Genomic DNA, 18,413 nt, shown 5'->3' with positions numbered 1-18,413 from the left:
CTGCTCGCAGGCATAGAGGCTGCCGGTGCGCCCCATGCCGCACATCACCTCGTCGAGGATCAGCAGCACGCCGTGGCGGTCGCAGATCTCGCGGATGCGTTTGAAGTATCCGGGCACCGGCGGCACCACCCCGGCCGTCGCCCCGACCACAGGCTCGGCGATGAACGCGGCCACGGTTTCCGGGCCCAGCCGCTCGATCTCGGTTTCCAAGGCATCGGCGGCGCGCCGGCCATAGGCCTCCTCGGTTTCGTCCGGGTGCTGGTGGCGATAGGCATAGCAGGGGGCGATGTGGCTGCTCGGCATCAGCAGGGGGTCGAAAGGCGCCCGCCGCGCCGCATTGCCGCCGATCGAAAGTGCGCCGAGGGTGTTGCCGTGATAGCTCTGATGGCGGGCGATGAAGCGGTGGCGTTGCGGCTGGCCGCGCTCCAGATGGTACTGGCGGGCCAGCTTCAGAGCGGTCTCGTTGGCTTCCGATCCGCCCGAAACGAAGTAGACCCGCGCCATGCCCTCCGGCGCCCGGGTCACGAGGTGCTCGGCCAGCGCCTCAGAAGCTTCGGTGGCGAAGAAGGCGCTGTGGGCATAGGCCAGGCGGTCGACCTGGTCCTTGATCGCCTCGACGACGGCCGGATGGCCATGGCCAAGGCAGGACACCGCGGCACCGCCCGAAGCATCGAGATAGCGGCGCCCCTCGCTGTCGATCAGATAGGCGCCCTCCCCCGCAACGGCCGTGGGGTAGCGCGTGGCGCAGTGACGGGGAAAGACGTAGCTCTTGGACTGCATCGTTGGGGGCTTTCAGTGGACGGCTCTTGAGCTGCTAGTTGTGACTCCGGGAAAGCGGCGCGGGCAAGCCTTGAAACGAGAGATCACGAACGATTCCCCGGCCCATGGTCCGGGCGAGCGTTGTTTCCGGCAAAGAGGGCCAGTAGGATGGCGCGCCCCGCAAAGCCGGATCCGGGGGAACGGGTCGGCCGGGGCGGACAGCGGATACAGGCCAAGGCGACGAGGGGGCGCGGCAGGAGTATGGACCTCAAGGAACACATCCGTTCGATTCCGGACTTTCCGAGCCCCGGTATCCTCTTCTACGACATCTCCCCGCTGCTGGCGCATCCCGATGCCTGGCAGACGACTGTGGAACGCCTGGCCGCCGTGGTGAGCGAGCACCAGCCCGACGTCTTGGCCGGGATCGAATCGCGCGGCTTCCTGGTCGCCGCCCCTCTCGCCCTCAGGCTGAACCTCGGCTTCGTGATGGTCCGCAAGAAGGGCAAGCTGCCCGGTCCCACCGTGCCCTACACCTATGATCTGGAATACGGCAGCGACACCATCGAGATCCAGGCGGACGCCGTGCAGCCCGGGCAGAAGGTCTTCCTGGTCGACGACCTGCTGGCCACCGGCGGCACCATGAATGCCGCCGCCCAGTTATTCCGCTCCACGGGGGCGGAGGTGACCGGCGCGGCCTGCATCGTCGAACTGACGTTCCTGCAGGGGCGCGAGAAGCTCGACATTCCCATCACCACCCTCCTGCCTTACGACCAGTAGCTTTTCGACATCGCCGCCAGTTCAATCGAAGGGCGACCCCGGCCGGCATTCCTTTAGAATCGGTTAACCCTCCTGGGGTATCAGTCATCTTGCGCCTTTTCGGCCGGACGTAGGCCCTCCGCGGCCTCCGGGAGCGAATCCCCGGCCCGGGCGGGCGCGGTCGGGCGATCTGTTGTTGGGGTCCAAAGCATTCATGCCTGCCGGGGAGACCACTTTCTCATTTGCAGCGGTGATGCTGATTACGGCCATGGCCCCCGCCATGCTGGCCGTGATGGCCTGGACCCCAAGCCAACGGCAGGACAGGACGCCGGCGCTCAAGTGGTGGTCCGCCAGCCTTGCGCTGAAGGCGCTGGAACTGGCCGCCCTGTCCCTTTCAAGCTGGTTCTTCCCGGACTGCTTCGAGGCCATTCACGAGGGCGGCCAGGCGATCATCGCTTTCCTGCTGCTGGGCGGCACCCTCAGCTTCCTCGGCTACCGCACCTACCTGCGACCGCTTCTCCTTGCGGTCACCGTGGTCTTCATCGGCACCGCCAGTTGCGCCATCTATCCCGAGGTGCCGCTGGTCGTGTTCCTGGCGCTGCGCAGCGGGGCCATCGCCGCCGTGGGCCTGGCCGGCTTTCTGTTCTGGCATCGCTACCGCAGCCAGAAGCAATCGATCTCCATCATCTGCGCCGGGCCGCTGCTGGTCTTCGCGACCTATCTTCTGACGGAGTTGCTGCGCGGCCTGTTGGATCCGACGATGCCTGCCCTCAATCCCGACGGCGACTGGCGCGTCATTCTGCACACCGGCCTCATTCTGCTCTGCATGATCTGCATGATTTTCGCAGTGCAGGACGCGCTGCAGAGCGCCAAGACCTCTGCCGAGCGGATCGCCGACAACAAGTCGCAGCTGGTCACGGCGATCATCGAGAACATTCCGGTCGGCGTGTGCATCTTCGATGCAAACCTGCGGCTCATCGCCTTCAACAAGGAGCTGTCCAAGCTGCTGAGCCTGCCGATGGAGCTGCTGCAGCGCGACATCTCCTTCCAGGAGCTGGTCCGCTTCAACGCCGCGCGCGGCGAATACGGCAGCGGCGACATCGAACAGGTCGTGGAACAACGCACCCGCATCCTCACCGACAACCTGCAGTTTCGCGTGGAGCGCGTGCGCCCGGACGGGACGGTGTTGGAGATGCGCACGCGACAGCTCACCGGCGGCGGTTACGTCATGGTCTACACCGACATCACCGAGACCAAGAAGATCGAAGCGGCCCTGCGCAAGAGCGAGCAGCGCTATGCGCTGGCGCTGAAGGGTGCCAACGAAGGCATCTGGGAATGGGGCGACGAGACCATGGGCATCTACGTCTCCCGCCGCCTGCGGGAGATCACCCGCACCCATAGCTTCGGGCCAACCATCACGCCGGCGGAATGGTACGGACGGGTGCATCCGGAAGACCTCCCCAGCATGCGCCAGCGCCTGCACGATCATCTGCGTGGCGAGTCCGACTACTACGACGACGAGTACCGCATGCGCGGCGACGACGGGCTGTACCGCTGGGTGCATTTGCGCGGCCTGGGGCTGCGCGACAAGCGCGGGCGCGTCCACCGTCTTTCCGGTTCGCTGAGCGATGTCACCGAGCGCAAGGAAGCCGAGCAGGAACTGCTCCGCGCCAAGGAAGCCGCGGAGTTCGCCAACCGCACCAAGGGCGAGTTCCTGGCCACCATGAGCCATGAACTGCGCACGCCGCTGAACGCCATCATCGGCTTCTCGGAGCTGATGACCCAACAGGTGTTCGGGCCCGTCGGCCACGAGAACTATCGCGAGTATGTCCAGAACATTCACGAAAGCGGCAGCCATCTGCTGACCATCATCAACGATATCCTGGACGTCTCGAAATCCGAGGCCGGGATGGTCGAGCTCTACGAGGAGGAGGTCGACCTGCGCGACGTGATCGGCTCCGGCCTCAGGCTCATCGGGCCGCGGGCGCGGGAGAACTCGATCACCGTGAAGACCGAATTCACCGCGCCCCTGGCCTACGTGCGCGCCGACCAGCGCCGCTTGAAGCAGATCCTCATCAATCTGCTTTCCAACGCCGTGAAGTTCACTCCGCCCGGGGGCAAGGTGGTCGTCAAGGCCTGGGCGAGCCCCGGCGAAGCCGCGGGCTTTGCCGTGGTCGACGACGGCATCGGCATTGCCGAGGCGGATCAGGCCCGCATGCTGGAGCCCTTCACCCAGGTGGAATCGGGGCTCAGCCGCAAGCACGAGGGGACCGGGCTCGGCCTGCCGCTCTGCCGTGCCCTGGTCGAAGTACACGACGGCGAGCTGGTTCTGGAAAGCACCCTGGGAAGCGGCACCCGCATCACCGTCCACCTGCCGCTGGACCGGGTCAGCAGCAAGATCGTCGACGCGGCCTGATCCCGGGCGCGCCGCTGCGTTTCGTCAGAGCGCCGCGCTCTCCTCGTCGCTGTGACAGAGCGCTTCGGCGAAGGCGAGCAGGTCGGCATCGCTGCCCGCGGGGCCCATCAGGGAAAGCCCGACCGGACAGCCCTCGACCCGCGCCAGGGGCAGGGAGACTTGCGGCAGGCGGGACAGGCCGGAGATGCTGGTGAGGCTCAAGACGGCGGTGCGGTGGGCACGCAGCGCTTCCGCATCGCCATCGCAGCGCGGTGCGATGCCGGGCGCGGTCGGCATGATCAAAAGGGCATCCTCGCCGAGCAAGGTCTTCAGCGCTTCGGCAAAGCTCTCCCGCAACGGCCGGGCCTCCTCGGCCTGCTCCTCGCGGATGCTGTGCGCCCAGTCGAAGCGCTCCTGAATCTCGGGGCCGAAGGACGGATTGGTCTCGGCGATCCAGGCCCCGAGCGTAGCGACGATCTCCCGCGCCTGAAGGTGGCGGAAGTGCCACATCCAGTCTTCGAGGCTCAGGTCCGCCCCGGCGACCTGCGCCCGCTCGGCCGGTGCGATACGCTGCTCCAGCCCCGCGACCAGCGGCGCGAGCGCCTCCTGCACTGGCCCCTTCGCCAGGGCCATGGCGTCCTCCGCCAGGATCAGCCGCCGCCAGCGCGCCTCATCGCCCTTGGGCTCGCCCAGCAAGACCTCGCCGACGCGGCGCAGGAGCTGCGCATCGCGCGTGAACCAGCCGGCGGTGTCGAAGCTGGGCGCCAGCGGCATCACCCCCTCCAGGGAAATCCGCCCGTGGGTCGGCCGCAAGCCGAAGACACCGCAATAGCTCGCCGGGATGCGCACCGACCCGCCGGTATCGCTGCCGAGCGCGGTATCCACCAGGCCGCCGGCCACCGCCGAGGCGGAGCCGCAGGAGGACCCGCCGGGGATGCGGCCCGGCGCGTTCACGTTGGTCGGCGTTCCGTAGTGGAAGTTCTGGCCGTTGAGGCTGAACGCCAGCTCGTCGGTGATGGTCTTGCCGACCAGGCTGGCACCGGCTTCCAGAAGCCACTTGACGACCGGCGCATGGTCGCCGGCGGGCGCGTGGGTGCGCGCCCAGTCCGGATTGCCGCAGCCGGTGACGAAGCCCGCGATGTCGTAGATGTCCTTGGCGGCAAAGCGAAGCCCGGCCAGGGGCCCCGCGTCGGCGCCGGCGATCTCCGGTTGCGGGGCCGGAACGAAAGCCCCCAACGCGTCCCAGGCGGGCCGGCCCGCATCAAGCGCGGCAAAAGGATCGCGATCGCTCATGACATCTTCCCCTCTCTCGACCGGTCGGCGTGACAGGCCCGGTGCCCGGGAACCGGCCCCACCGGCCCGGCCTCTGCCGCACCCCGACAGTGCGGCACATTGCTTGTCTTGAATTGGACCCGCTACGTGGCTGTCTCGTCAATCTCCGGCTCTGCCGGACGTTGCGGCGCCTCGGGGTTCCGGCGCCGGATGATGATATCGCCGTTCTCCAGCATCTCCGGCAGTTCGTACTGCGGGATGCTGTCCACCAGCAGCCTCAGCGCGCGCATCATCTGTTCGATGCCTTCGCGCGCCAACTCGCCCGGGGTGTCCTCGCCCGGGCTCAATTCGCTTTTGGGCTCGCTGGCCCGGGCCGGGCCGCAGGGAACCAGCACGAGACCGCCGGCGAAGAGGATCGCGGTCGCCAAGGCGGCGGGAATGAAGGCCTTTCGGGAAGCGCGCATAGCAATGCTCCAGTGCGGGACCCCGCGGAAACCGGCGGCTTCGCGCGGGGGCCAGAGTCCGTCTTTCGCTAATCTATACGCGAAAAGTGGCCAGTTTCGGGCAACAAATTCGCAAGGCCCCGGGGCGTGCGCGCCCCTCGACAGACCGCCGCAGGGCATGCAAGAAATCGCCGGGCCTGCAGGCGCGGGAAATCCGCATGAGACAGAGGGTGCAGAGAGGATCCATGAGCAACGAGATCGCAATGCTGACGGCCGACGCCCTCCTGGAGCGCTACCGCGAGGGCAGCCTTTCCCCCGTCGAGGCGACGCAGGCCGCCCTCGATCGCATAGACCGCCACAATGGGCGCCTGAATGCCTTCAACCTGGTCGATCCGGAGGCGGCACTGGAGGCGGCACGGGCCTCCGAGGAGCGCTGGCGCCTGGGCGTGCCACGGGGCCGCCTGGACGGCTGCCCGGTGTCGATCAAGGACATCCTGCTGACCGAAGGCTGGCCGACCCTGCGCGGCTCCAAGGCAACGGCAGCGGATCAGGACTGGAACGAAGACGCCCCTGCCGTGGCCCGCCTGAAAGAACACGGCGCCGTGTTGCTGGGCAAGACCACCACGCCGGAGTTCGGATGGAAGGGCGTAACCGACTCGCCCCTGGACGGGATCACCCGCAACCCCTGGAACCCGGCGACCACGCCGGCCGGCTCCAGCGGCGGCGCCTCGGCGGCCGTCGCCAGCGGCATGGGGCCCCTCGCCCTCGGCACCGACGGCGGCGGTTCGGTGCGCATTCCCGCCGGCTTCACCGGCATCTACGGCCTCAAGCCCTCCTTCGGGCGGGTGCCCGCCTATCCGCTCAGTCCCTTCGGGACGGTGTCCCACATCGGGCCCATGACCCGCAGTGTCGCCGACGCGGCCCTGCTGCTGACCGTGATCGCCGAACCCGACGCCCGGGATGCCCACGGCCTGCCCTACGACGGCGGCGACTACAGCCAAGGCCTCGACGACGGCGTCGAGGGCCTGCGTATTGCCTATTCCCCCAGTCTGGGCGGGCATCAGGTCGATCCCGAAGTGGCGGCGCTGGTCGCCAAGGCGGCCTGGTCCTTCGCCGAGCTCGGGGCCACGGTGGAGATCGCCGAGCCCGACCTCTCCGGCGCGGACGCGGTTTTTCGCTGCCTCTGGTATGCCGGGGCGGCGAACCTGATGCGGCGCTTCGATGCCGAGGCCCAGCAGCAGATGGACCCCGGCTTCCGAGAGATCGCGGCGGAGGGCGCCGGCTACAGCCTGCTCGACTACCTCGCGGCGGTCTCGCGGCGCGAAGCCCTGACGGTGGCGGCGAACCGTTTCCATGGTGACTATGACCTGCTGCTGACCCCGAGCCTGCCGATGACCGCCTTCGAGGCGGGTCTGGAGGTTCCGAAAGATAGCGGCATGGAGCGCTGGCCGGATTGGACGCCCTTCTCCTACCCCTTCAACCTGACCCAGCAGCCGGCGGCCTCCCTGCCCTGCGGGCTCACCTCCAAGGGCTTACCGGTGGGCCTGCAGATCGTCGGACCGCGCTACGGCGACGCGTTGGTGCTGCGCGCCTCCCGCGCCTTCGAAGCCGCCCATCCCTGGGCTTTCCCGGACCTTGCAACCACCCTGGCCGAATAGCCCGGGGTGAAGAAGTTGGGTGGCACCTACCAGGTGAGGATCAGGGTGTCGCCGCGCACCTGGTAGCTGTCGAAGCGCTTCAGGAACGACATCCCGAGCAGCGAAACCGAGCCCGGTGCCTCGCCCACCGAGGCCGGCAGGTCGTAGAACTCCAACTGTCCGATGCGCAAACTGCGCAGGATCACCGGCGCGGCACGCACCTCGCCGTTGGCGGTCTCGAAGCGCTGCGAGAAATCCAGCCGCTCCGGCGGCCAGCCGAGAGTCAGCGCATCCTGGGGCGTGAGAAAGATCGCACTGGCCCCGGTGTCCACCAGGAAGCGCAACTGCTCGCCGTTGACCCACGCGTCCACCATGAAGTGGCCATGGGCACCGGCCTTTAGCACCAGTTCCGAGGTCACGGACTGGGTGGCGTCGGTATCTGTCGGGACGGCCGGTACACTCACCGAAAGTCCGTCCTGGCCGGTGCCGCGTTCCTCACTGTCCAGCAGGAAGACGACCGCCAGGCCCACGACGACGATGCCGCCGGCCAGGCGCAGCGTCTGTCTCAGCAGGCCCGTAGTCTCAACCCCCGCATCGCGATATTCGGCCATGGTGACTCCTTTCCGCCGGGTCGTCGGCCCGGTGAAAGTCAGCGATGGGTCACAATGGTGAGAAGTGCGGGTTAAGGCTTCTCTTAGCTTTCTGGTTAAGCCCTGCCCGGCGGAAGCGGCGCTCTTGGGGGACTTTCGTCCAGCTTTCAGCGCGTTACAGCGTTACCCCGTCACAACGCGGTGTAGCCACCTTCGAGCATCAGGACGGCGCCACACATCAGGTCGGACGCGGGCGAGGCCAGGTAGAGGGCGAGGTCGGCCACCTCAACCGGCTGCCCGAAACGGCCGAGGGGGATCTTGGCTAGCATGGGTTCGCCCTTGGCGGGCTCGCCCCAGACCTGATGGCCCATGGGGGTCAGGATCACCGTCGGGCAGATGGCGTTGGTCTGGATGTTGTGCCGCGCCCATTCGGCGGTCATGGACTTGGTGAGGGCATTCAGCCCGCCTTTGGAGGCGGCGTAGGCCGCGTGGTCGTCGACGGCGATGACCCCGGTCTGGGAGGAGACGTTGACGATCTTGCCGGCGCGCTGGGCGATCATGCCCGGCGCCAGCGCCTGGGCCATGAGGAAGGGCGCGCGCAGGTTGACCGCCATGGTCTTGTCCCAGTCCTCTATCCGCGCCTCCAGGATCGGCGCCACCAGGGCGATCCCCGCACAGTTCACCAGGATGTCGACGGTGCCGAAGAAATCGAGGGCCTGCGCAGCCGCTTCCTGAGGGCCCTCGACGGTCGCCAGGTCGGCGGATACGGCAAGGCAGCGCCGGCCTTTGCCCTCCACCGCGGCCACCGCCTCCGAGAGACCCGCCTGATCGCGCCCCACGGCGACGATGTCGGCGCCGGCTTCCGCAAAGACCGAGCAGATCTCGAAGCCGATCCCCTTGGAGGCACCGGTCACCACCGCCCGCTTGCCGGTGAGGGAGAAGCGCTCGGTCCAGGTGCCGCTCTGGGCGTCCTTTTGGTCCGCTGTCATCTCCCCTCCCTCTCGACTTCAGTGCAGCTTGCCGTCGGCGAAGACCGCCTCGGTGGCGCTCTCCAGGAGCCCGGTGTCGGCCAGCAGATCCAGGACGGTGTAGCGCCGGCGCAGGAAGCGCGCCCGCTCCACGGTCGCCCGGAGATGTTCGCCGGTGATGCCGATGTCGGTCGCCCGGGTCGGCGCCCCGGCGGCGATCAGCAGCGCGCGCATCTCCTCGGCCGGCATCACCTGTTGTTGCAGGCGCGGGCGCAGCGCCGGCCAGAGCGCGACGATCTGTTTCAGGCGCTCCGCATGGGCGGCGGGAGTCAGGGTCTTGGCTTCCGTCTCGGCAAGCGCCTTGGCCGCCACCGCGGTGTCGGGAAAGACCCGCCGCACGGCGGACCTGGTCACCTCCGGGTGCGGGCGCGCGGCAAGCGCCGCCTCGATATCCAACTGACTGAGATCGCGTTCGAGCAGCCAGTCGAAGTAGGCCAGAACGGTCATGCAGCCGAGCGCAACGCAGGCGCCGTGGGAGACACGCTCGCCGCGGTGATGATGGTTCTCCATCTCCCAGATGTGGGCGATCTGATGGTCGGCGCCGGAGGCCGGGCGGGAGGAGCGGTAGAACTCCATGGCCAGACCCGTGACCGTGAGCCCGGCGAAAAGCCCGGCGGTGGCCCCCGCGTCGCCGGTCTTCAGCCCCCCCGCCTGGGCCAGCCAGCCGCGCAGGGGCGTCTGCACCAGCGGCCAGGCCACGTCGTCGATGGACTCGATGCCCAGCGCGTCGGCCAGCATCCAGTCGGCGCCCGCCGGCACCTTGCCCGCCAGGTCGCCGAAGCCCCAGCCGGTCATCTCCGCCGGGGCGTCGACGATGATGTCGAGGTCGGCGACGATGGCGCGCGGCGGGACGCACTCGATGGTCTGCTTGAAGCCCTGGTCCACCAGCGGCGAGCCGGAACTGGCATAACCGTCCATGGAGGCGGCGGTCGCGACGCAGAGGTAGGGCCGGTTCTCGAAGAACGCGCCGTATTTGACCAGATCGTTGACCACGCCCGATCCCACCGCGACCGGCACGGCTTCGGGCGCGGCCGCCTGCCAGGCCTGGCGGATCTCCTCGGCCAGTTCGCGCGTCGGCTTGGGGCGCGGCGCCGCCGGCAGGATCAGCGTCTCCACCGAGACGCCGGCAGCGGTGAGGCGATCCTCGACCTCCCCGCCGGCAACCCCGAAGGTGTTCTCGTCGGCCACCAGATAGGCTTTCTTCACATCAGCGAAGTTGCGCCCGAAAACCTCCGCCGTGCGCGCCAGGGCGCCGCGGTCCACCACGATCTCATCGACATGGCGGGAGCGTGCGACCGCGGGCGCGACGATCTCTTCGAGTTGCTGCTTCCAGTCGGACATGGTTCCTTCGCCAGCTCGCTTCGGGAGGTCAGGCACGCAGGCTGCGGCCGTCGCCGGCGAAGAGGTGCAGCCGGTCGCGGGCGAAGTCCAGGCCCACCGTGCTGCCGGCGGCAACGCTGGTGTCGCCGTCGACCTTCACCACCAGCCGGTCGCCCTGGGCCGTGCGGCTGTAGAGATAGGTTTCGCCGCCCAGGGCCTCGGCCACCTGCACCTTTGCGTCGAGGGTGCCGGTACCGGCATCGGTCAGGCGCAGATGCTCCGGGCGAATGCCGAGACGGGCGGCGCCGCTTGCCGCCGCGGCGGGCAACGGGATCCTGACGTCGCCGTAAGCGGCCTCCGCGCCCTCACTACCGGATTGAAGCGCCACATCGAGGAAGTTCATGCTGGGCGCGCCGATGAAGCCGGCGACAAACTCGGTGGCCGGGCTGTGATAGAGCTCCAGCGGCGGGCCCACCTGCTCCACCCGGCCTTCGTTCAGCACCACGATCTTGTCGGCCATGGTCATGGCCTCGACCTGGTCGTGGGTCACGTAAATCATGGTCGCCGCCAACTGCTCGTGCAGCGCCTCCAGTTCGACGCGCATCTGCACCCTCAGCTTGGCGTCGAGGTTCGACAGCGGCTCGTCGAAGAGGAAGACCCGCGGCTCCTTGACGATGGCACGGCCGATGGCGACCCGCTGGCGCTGCCCGCCGGAAAGCTGCGCCGGCTTGCGCTCCAGCAGGTCTTCGAGCTGCAGGATGCGCGCCGCCTCTGCCACCCGCGCCTGGCGCTCGCCGGTGGCGACGCCGTTGATCTTCATGCCGAACTCCATGTTGGCGCGCACGCTCATGTGGGGATAGAGCGCGTAGGACTGGAACACCATGGCCACGCCGCGGTCCGATGGCGCCACGGTGGTCACCTCCTCCTCGCCGATGAAAATGGCGCCGGCGGAGATCGGCTCGAGCCCGGCGACGGCGCGCAGCAGGGTCGACTTGCCGCAGCCGGAGGGGCCGACGAAGACGACGAACTCGCCGTCCTCGATGTCCAGCGACACGTCCGACAGCGCCTGAACCGCGCCATAGAACTTGTCGACATTGGCAAAGGCGACCCGCGCCACCGTTTCCTCCCTTGTCGTCCCCTCGTTTCGTCCGACTCTGCGATCAGGCCGGCCGCCATGGCCTGCTGAGTTCTACATGGCCGTGCCCTTCAGGGCGAGGCTACTGGCTAGCACGCATAAAAACATTTGTAAATCTTGTTAGACATTTGTATGTTGCCGTCAGATAACAGATCCAGACAACAATGATTGGGAGGAATTGGTGATGCTGAAATCCACATTTCGTGGCCTGGCCCTTGGCGCCGCGGCGAGCCTGTCGCTCAGCGCCGGGCCGGCTTTCGGCTGGTCCCTGGAGGAAGCGGCCAAGCCCTATGCGGGAACCACGGTCGACGTGGTGTTCCTGCTGCGCCCCGGCTATGAGGCGGCCGAGCAGATGCTGCCGGAGTTCGAGGAAGCCACCGGCATCAAGATCAACATCATCAAGCACCCCTACGAGAACGCCTTGGGCGAGCAGGTGCGCGACTTCGTGGCCGGCGGCGATCTGGACATCGCGCTGATCGATCTGGTGTGGATCGGCAACTTCGCCGAAAACGAATGGATCGTTCCGCTGGACAAGTTCACCTCCGATCCGGCCCTGGCCGATCCGGCGCTGGACATCGATGATTTCTTCCCGCTGGTGCTGAACGCCTTCGGCGCCTGGAACGGCACGGTCTATGGCCTGCCTTTCGACAACTATTCCGGCCTGCTGTTCTACAATTCCTGCATGCTGAAGGACGCCGGCTTCGACGGCCCGCCGAAGACCTGGGCCGAACTGAAGGACGTCTACGGCCCGGCGCTGACCAAGGACGGCAAGTACGCCTTCGCCCTGCAGTCCAAGCGCAATGAGACCCAGTCCGCCGACAGCTTCGCGCGGATGCTCTGGCCCTTCGGCGGGTCTTTCCTGGACGACAAGTTCAAGTCCAACCTGCTGAGCGCCGAAAGCCAGGCCGGCCTGCAGTTCCGCCAGGACCTGATGCAGTACATGCCCGAAGGCATCGTCGCCTACGACCATGCCGAAACGGTGAACGCGCTGGCCCAGGGCGATGTGGCCATGATCACCGAGTGGTCGGCCTTCTATTCGACCCTCACCAGCCCGGAGACCTCGACACTGGGCGATTGCTTCGGCGTGGCGCCGGAGCCGACGGGCCCGGCCGGGCGCAAGCCGGCGCTGGGCGGCTTCTCCCTGGCAGTGGCCAGCCAGGCCGACGCGGATGAGCAGGCCGCGGCCTATCTCTTCATCCAGTGGGTGACCTCCAAGGCCAACGCCAAGCGCTATCTGGAACTGGGCGGCGTGCCGGCGCGCCAGAGCGTCTACAAGCTGCCCGGCGTGGCCGAGGAGTATCAGTACGTCGAAGCCCTGGTGGAGTCCTGGCAGGAAGGCGTGCCGGAGTTCCGCCCGCGCTTCGCCGAGTGGCCGGAGATCACCGAGATCGTCCAGGAGTGGGGCACCAAGATCATGCTCGGTGACGTGAGCATCGAGGAAGGCGCCGCCGAACTCGGCAAGCGCATGGAAGCGGTGCTGGAGGACGCCGGCTACTACGCCGGCGACAAACCGCTCGCACAGTAAGCAAGACCCTCGCGGCGAGGGGGAACGGATGGGTTCCCCCTCGGCCGGAGGTTCGACGTGCTTTCGTTTCGCTCGACTTCGATTAGACTCGCCGGACGGCCTCAGTCCCAGGGGAGAGGGAAAGCGATCATGAAGTCAGGCGGCGTTAGCCGGCTCACCGTGCTGGGCTTTCTCGGGCCTGCGGTGCTGAGCCTCGCGCTCATCGGCATCGTCCCGCTGGCCTTCGCGATCTACACCTCGCTTCACAAGTATCAGCTCACCAACCTGCGGCGCACGCCCTTCCTGGGGTTGGAGAACTACCAGACGGTGCTCAGCGACCCGGTGTTCTGGGACGCCATGCAGCGCACCATGACCCTGCTGGTGATCGTGCTGCCGCTGCAGATCCTCTTCGGCATGGGCATCGCCCTGCTGCTGCACCGCCCGGGCCTCGGTTTCCTGAAGACCCTCACCCGGCTCTCCCTGGTGGTGCCCATGGCCACCACCTATGCCGTGGTCGGCCTGCTGGGCCAGATCATGTTCAATCTGAAGTACGGCGTGGTGAACCAGCTCATCGGCTTCCTCGGCTTCGACCCGGTGAACTGGATCGGCGATCCCACCAACGCCTTCATCGCGATTGCCTTCTGGGATGTCTGGCAGTGGACGCCCTTCTGCGCCCTGGTGCTGCTGGCGGGGCTCACCATGGTCCCCGGCGAGATCGAGGAGGCGGCGCGGCTTGAGACCAAGAAGTGGTGGACCATCCTGCGCCACGTCCAACTTCCCTTCCTGATTCCCGGCCTCACGGCGATCCTGATCCTGCGCACCGCCGACACCCTGAAGCTCTTCGACATGGTCTTCACCATGACCCGCGGCGGCCCCGGCTCCTCCACCGAACTGATCAGCCTCCTGATCCAGCGGGTCGGCTTCCGGGTCTTCGACCAGGGCCTCGCCTCGGCGCAGGCAATCATTCTACTGATCATCACCATCGTGCTCAGCCAGCTCTACATCCGGCTGATCTATCGGGAGGTGCAGCAATGACGATGCGCAGCCTGCTGCCCCAGATCCTGCTGCTGGTGGTGATCATCCTCTTCTGCCTCTTTCCCTTCTACTGGATGGTCACCACCAGCCTGAAGGACCAGGTGGTGGCCCTGGCCTCGCCGCCGGTCTGGACCTTCACGCCTACCTTCGGCAACTACGTCGAGGTGCTGTTCGAAGACAAGGTGGGGGCGAGCCTGATCAATTCGCTGATCGTCGCCGTCTGCACCACCGCACTGGCATTGGTGCTGGGCGCGCCGGCGGCCTATGCGCTGGCCCGCTTCGAGTTCCGCGGCAAGCGCGACCTCTGGTTCTGGTTCATCACCAACCGCATGGTCAGCCCAATTGTCCTGGCGCTGCCGTTCTTCCTGATCGTGCGCTTCTTCGGCCTGCTGGACACCCACATCATCCTGATTCTGATCTATCTGACCTTCAACCTGCCCATCGTGATCTGGATCTGCACCGACCAGTTCCGCTCCATCCCGCGCGAGCTCGACGAGGCTGCTGTCTTGGAAGGCGCCAGCCAGTTCCGCATCTTCCGCTCCATCTGCCTGCCGCTGGCCGCCCCCGGCGTGGCGGTCTCGGCGATCTTCTCCTTCATCTTCTCCTGGAACGAGCTGATGTTCGCGCTGGTGCTGACCCGCACCGCGGCCAAGACCGCGCCCGCTGTCGCCGTCGGCTTCATGGAGGGTTACAACCTGCCTTACGGAAAAATCATGGCCACCAGTACACTGATCGTCATCCCCGTGATCATCTTCGCGCTGATCGCCTCCAAGCAGCTCGTGCGCGGGCTCACCATGGGCGCGGTGAAATGATCGCCATGCGCCCGCTTGCCGAGTTCCCCGCCGAGGCCCGCCGCGCCCTGCGCTACCTGCTCACCGACATCGACGACACGGTGACCGTGGACGGCACCCTGCCCGCCGCCAGCCTGGCGGCCATGGAGCGGCTCTCGGCCGCCGGGCTGCGGGTGATCCCGGTGACCGGGCGGCCCGCCGGCTGGTGCGACCACATCGCGCGCATGTGGCCGGTGGACGCGGTGGTGGGGGAGAACGGCGCCCTCTACTTCGCCTACGACCGCAAGGCCCGGCGCATGCGCCAGGGCTTCGCCAAGAGCCGGGAGGAGCGCGAAGCAGACCGCCGGCGCCTCGACCGCCTGCGCGACCAGATCCTGGCCGAGGTGCCCGGCACCGCCGTCGCCTCCGACCAGGACTACCGTATCGCCGATCTCGCCATCGACTTCTGCGAAGACGTCGACCCCCTGCCCCTCGAAGAGGTGGAGCGCATCGTCGCCCTTTTCGAGGCGGCGGGCGCCACCGCCAAGGTCAGTTCCATCCACGTCAACGGCTGGTTCGGCCGCTACGACAAGCTGACAATGACCCGGCGCTGCCTGGCGGACTGCTTCGGCCTGGACATGGACCGGAACAAGGCCCGGATCGCCTACTCCGGCGACTCCCCCAACGACCAGCCGATGTTCGCCCATTTCGAGAATTCGGTGGGCGTCGCCAACGTGCGCGATTTCCCTTTGACGGCGCCGCCGACCTGGGTGACGGAACAGCGCGCCGCCGCCGGCTTCCAGGAACTCGCCGAGGCGATCCTGGCGGCGCAGCGGATCGATGCGTAAGAGCCGGCCATGGTGAGGGCGTCCAAAACCCTACAGATCGACGAGGAAGAGCGCTTCCTCGCGCGGGTTGCCTGGTTCTATTACGTCGAAGGGCTGACCCAGGGCGCGGTGGCCGAGCGCCTGGGGGTGACCCGCCTCAGGGTCAACAAGGCCCTGGGCGATGCCCGGCGCCTCGGCATCGTCCGCGTCTCCATCAACTCGCCCTTCGGCTCCTGCGCCGAAGCGGAGGCGCGGCTGAAGGCGCGCTTCGGGCTGGCCGAGGCCTGCATCGTGCCCAGCCCCTTCGACCCGGCCAACGTGCAGACCATCGTCGGCACGGCCCTCGGCCACCACCTGACCCGTATTCTGGCCAGCCCGGAAATCAAGCTGTTCGGCATGTCCTGGGGCAACACATTGAACCTGGCCACCCGCTTTATGGAGCCGGTGCAGCGCCCGGATTTGGAGATCGTCTCCATGATGGGCGGCATGACCAAGGGCTCGGACATCAACACCTTTGAGATCACCACCCGCCTCGCTGACCTCTGCGGCGCCCAGCACAGTTACTTCACCGCACCGCTCTATGCCGGCTCGAAGGACAGCCGCGATACCTTGATGGGCCTCGACGTCTTCCGTGCGGTCCTCGATAAGATCCGCCGCCTCGATGCGGTGACCATGGCCGCCGGCGACACCAGCGCCCAGTCGATCCTGGTGAAGGACGGCCTGCCCGGCGACATCGCCATCGAAGAGCTGATCGAAGCCGGCGCCGTCGGCGACATCCTCGGCCAGTTCCTCGACGCTCGGGGCCGGCCCATCGACCACCCCATCAACGACCGGGTCATCGGCGTCGGACTCAGGGACCTCTTCGAGATGAACTCGGTGATCCTCGCCGCCGGCGGTGCACACAAGGTCCCCATTCTGGCTGCCGCCCTCGGCACCGGCGCCATCGACGTCTTCATCTCCGACGAGGACACCGCCGAGGCCGTCCTGGCGACCGCCGGCGAGAAGGCCCAGGGCCGCGCCAGGGCCTGAACGCTGCGCGCGTACCCGGCGACCGGCGGCATTGTCATGGGGGCGAAAAGGGCCCACCCTGTGGCCCGGGCGCCGGACCAATCCGGCAACAAGAAGAGCCGGCGGCAAGCGCCGGGACGAGGATCAGGGGCACGGGGTTTCACATGACGGGGCAAGGATCACGGCAAGCCGCCGGGGCTCTGGGGGCGGTGGCCTGCGGTCATCCGGCAACCGCGGCCGCGGCGGAGGAGATCCTGGCCGAGGGCGGCAACGCCTTCGATGCCGTCATCGCCGCCTGTTGCGCCGCCGCCGTGGCCGAGCCGGTGCTCTGTTCCCTGGGCGGCGGCGGCTTCCTGCTGGCCCAGGCCAGCGGCGGCGATCCGCTGCTCTACGATTTCTTCGTGCAGACCCCCAAAGAGCGCAGGCCGGTGGACGCCCTGGACTTCTATCCGATCCTGGCGGACTTCGGCACCGCGACCCAGGAGTTCCACATCGGCCTCGGCGCCATGGCCACGCCGGGGGCAGTGCGCGGCCTCTTCGCGATCCAGCGCGACCTTGCGAGCCTGCCCATGACGCGCCTCATGGAGCCGGCGGTGCGGCTGGCGCGGGAGGGTGTGACCGTCCGCCTCATCGATGCCTATCTGTTTCAGGTCGTCGCCCCCATCGTGACCGCGGAGGCCTGCTCGCGCGGCCTCTTTACCGGGCCCGACGGCAAACTGCTGACCGCCGGCCAGGCGTTCACCCAGCCGCAACTGGCCGACAGCCTGGAAGCCTTGGCCAGCGAAGGCGATACCCTGTTCTACGAGGGCGACTTCGCCCGGGACCTTGTGGCGCTCTGCGAAGAGGCCGGCGGGCAGTTGAGCGCGGCGGACCTGGCGGACTACCGGGTGGTCAGGCGCAAGCCCTTCGCCAGCCGCTATCGCGGGGCGGAGGTGGTGACCAACCCGCCGCCCTCCTGCGGCGGTATCCTCATCGGCTTCGCACTCAATCTTCTGGGAGAAGAGCCCATCCATCGCATGGACCCGCAGAGCGAGGAGCGGTTCCTGCTGATGGCGCGGGTCATGGAACTGACCAACAAGGCCCGGGTCGAGGCCCGCCTGGAGGACGCCAGCGGGGAAGCCGAGGAAGCCGCAGCAGCGCGGCGGCTGTTCGACCCCGCCCTGCTGGCGCGCTACGCCGCCGAGGTCGCCGGGCGGGCCAGCTTCAGCCGCGGCACCACTCACATCTCCGTCATCGACGCCGCCGGCAACCTGGCCGCCATGACGCTCTCTAACGGAGAGGGCTGCGGACGGCAACTGCCCGGCAGCGGCATTCTGCTGAACAACATGCTGGGCGAGGAGGACCTTAACCGCGGCGGCTTCCACCGCTGGCCCACCGACAGCCGCCTCTCCTCCATGATGTCGCCGACCCTCGCCCGCACGGAACGCGGCTCCCTCTTCGCCATCGGCTCCGGCGGTTCCAACCGCATCCGCACGGCCATCCTGCAGGTGCTGAGCAATCTTCTGGACCACGGCATGGACCTGGAGACGGCCATCACGGCACCGCGGATGCACCTGGAATTCGATGTCGCCAATCTGGAGCAGGGTCAGGCGGAGGGAGCCACGGCGCTGATCGCCGAACGCGGCTTTCAGGCCATCGACTGGCCCGCCCACAATCTCTTCTTCGGGGGTGTGCACGGGGTCGCCCGGGCCCCCGACGGCAGCCTCAGCGCCGCCGGCGATCCACGGCGCGGTGGCACCGCCCGTGTCGTCACGGGCTAGGGCCTGTTGAGATTCATTTCACCGTTGTGGTCCGAGCGCATTTGGCCCGCGGTTAGGAGCGACGAGGAAGGACATGCTCAAGCATATTCGACGAGGAGCGACGCGGCCGCGGGCCAAATGCGCCGGATCCCTTCGGGACGGGGCAGATATGCGCCAGGGCCGCGTCGCGGACGC

Annotated in this window: 16 protein-coding genes; 9 read left to right on the top strand and 7 right to left on the bottom strand. The window is 67.7% G+C overall.

What is annotated here, in order from left to right; translation table 11 throughout:
* Window positions 1-780 (bottom strand): aminotransferase class III-fold pyridoxal phosphate-dependent enzyme (locus Q0996_RS12690; protein ID WP_299619982.1); only part of this gene is annotated, 780 nt, incomplete at its 3' end.
* Between the two features lie 240 nt (window positions 781-1,020).
* Between Q0996_RS12690 and Q0996_RS12685 the strand changes: the two genes are divergently transcribed.
* Both Q0996_RS12685 and Q0996_RS12680 read left to right on the top strand, forming a co-directional pair.
* Window positions 1,021-1,536: an adenine phosphoribosyltransferase gene (locus tag Q0996_RS12685; protein ID WP_299619979.1), complete on the top strand. Its 516-nt coding sequence runs from the start codon at window positions 1,021-1,023 to the stop codon at window positions 1,534-1,536.
* Between the two features lie 232 nt (window positions 1,537-1,768).
* Entirely contained in the window at window positions 1,769-3,931 is a 2,163-nt protein-coding gene (locus Q0996_RS12680; protein WP_299619976.1) for a PAS-domain containing protein, read from the top strand.
* A gap of 24 nt (window positions 3,932-3,955) precedes the next feature.
* Here the strand turns inward: Q0996_RS12680 and Q0996_RS12675 are convergent, their stop codons facing one another.
* A complete protein-coding gene (locus Q0996_RS12675; RefSeq protein WP_299619973.1) occupies window positions 3,956-5,203 on the bottom strand; it encodes an amidase in 1,248 nt (415 codons plus the stop codon).
* A 122-nt stretch (window positions 5,204-5,325) separates the two neighbouring features.
* Window positions 5,326-5,646, bottom strand: a complete 321-nt coding sequence (locus Q0996_RS12670; protein ID WP_299619970.1) for a hypothetical protein — start codon at window positions 5,644-5,646, stop codon at window positions 5,326-5,328.
* A gap of 224 nt (window positions 5,647-5,870) precedes the next feature.
* Between Q0996_RS12670 and Q0996_RS12665 the strand changes: the two genes are divergently transcribed.
* Window positions 5,871-7,283 carry an amidase gene (locus Q0996_RS12665; protein ID WP_299619967.1) on the top strand — a complete coding sequence of 471 codons (1,413 nt, stop codon included), beginning with the start codon at window positions 5,871-5,873 and terminating at the stop codon, window positions 7,281-7,283.
* Between the two features lie 26 nt (window positions 7,284-7,309).
* On the opposite strand, the gene Q0996_RS12660 is transcribed toward Q0996_RS12665, so the two are convergent.
* The 4 genes from Q0996_RS12660 to Q0996_RS12645 form a co-directional block, all read right to left on the bottom strand.
* On the bottom strand, window positions 7,310-7,873 hold the full coding sequence (locus Q0996_RS12660; protein WP_299619964.1) for a TIGR02281 family clan AA aspartic protease: 564 nt from the start codon (window positions 7,871-7,873) through the stop codon (window positions 7,310-7,312).
* A 170-nt stretch (window positions 7,874-8,043) separates the two neighbouring features.
* Complete coding sequence (locus Q0996_RS12655) at window positions 8,044-8,841, bottom strand: SDR family NAD(P)-dependent oxidoreductase (protein ID WP_299619961.1); 798 nt, start codon at window positions 8,839-8,841, stop codon at window positions 8,044-8,046.
* An 18-nt stretch (window positions 8,842-8,859) separates the two neighbouring features.
* Window positions 8,860-10,221: a sn-glycerol-1-phosphate dehydrogenase gene (locus Q0996_RS12650; protein WP_299619958.1), complete on the bottom strand. Its 1,362-nt coding sequence runs from the start codon at window positions 10,219-10,221 to the stop codon at window positions 8,860-8,862.
* 28 nt (window positions 10,222-10,249) lie between these two features.
* On the bottom strand, window positions 10,250-11,317 hold the full coding sequence (locus Q0996_RS12645) for an ABC transporter ATP-binding protein (RefSeq protein WP_299619955.1): 1,068 nt from the start codon (window positions 11,315-11,317) through the stop codon (window positions 10,250-10,252).
* Between the two features lie 202 nt (window positions 11,318-11,519).
* Between Q0996_RS12645 and Q0996_RS12640 the strand changes: the two genes are divergently transcribed.
* The 6 genes from Q0996_RS12640 to Q0996_RS12615 all read left to right on the top strand — a co-directional run bounded on the left by Q0996_RS12640 (window position 11,520) and on the right by Q0996_RS12615 (window position 18,239).
* A complete protein-coding gene (locus Q0996_RS12640; protein ID WP_299619952.1) occupies window positions 11,520-12,860 on the top strand; it encodes an ABC transporter substrate-binding protein in 1,341 nt (446 codons plus the stop codon).
* A gap of 129 nt (window positions 12,861-12,989) precedes the next feature.
* The gene (locus tag Q0996_RS12635) at window positions 12,990-13,874 is read left to right on the top strand and encodes a carbohydrate ABC transporter permease (RefSeq protein ID WP_299619949.1); all 885 of its coding nucleotides are present in this window, start codon (window positions 12,990-12,992) and stop codon (window positions 13,872-13,874) included.
* A complete protein-coding gene (locus Q0996_RS12630) occupies window positions 13,871-14,686 on the top strand; it encodes a carbohydrate ABC transporter permease (RefSeq protein WP_299619946.1) in 816 nt (271 codons plus the stop codon). The genes Q0996_RS12635 and Q0996_RS12630 overlap by 4 nt, the downstream gene beginning before the upstream one ends.
* Window positions 14,683-15,492: an HAD-IIB family hydrolase gene (locus Q0996_RS12625; protein ID WP_322096702.1), complete on the top strand. Its 810-nt coding sequence runs from the start codon at window positions 14,683-14,685 to the stop codon at window positions 15,490-15,492. Before Q0996_RS12630 ends, Q0996_RS12625 begins: the two co-directional genes overlap by 4 nt.
* A gap of 9 nt (window positions 15,493-15,501) precedes the next feature.
* A complete protein-coding gene (locus tag Q0996_RS12620) occupies window positions 15,502-16,500 on the top strand; it encodes a sugar-binding transcriptional regulator (RefSeq protein ID WP_299619943.1) in 999 nt (332 codons plus the stop codon).
* Between the two features lie 143 nt (window positions 16,501-16,643).
* Window positions 16,644-18,239, top strand: a complete 1,596-nt coding sequence (locus tag Q0996_RS12615) for a gamma-glutamyltransferase family protein (RefSeq protein WP_299619940.1) — start codon at window positions 16,644-16,646, stop codon at window positions 18,237-18,239.
* The last annotated feature ends 174 nt before the right edge of the window (window positions 18,240-18,413 follow it).

It is taken from the genome of Pelagibius sp. (assembly GCF_028289705.1).
Lineage (GTDB): Bacteria > Pseudomonadota > Alphaproteobacteria > Kiloniellales > Kiloniellaceae > Pelagibius.
The sequence above is the reverse complement of the archived record's forward strand: the minus strand, read 5'-3'. Positions and strand labels throughout refer to the sequence as shown.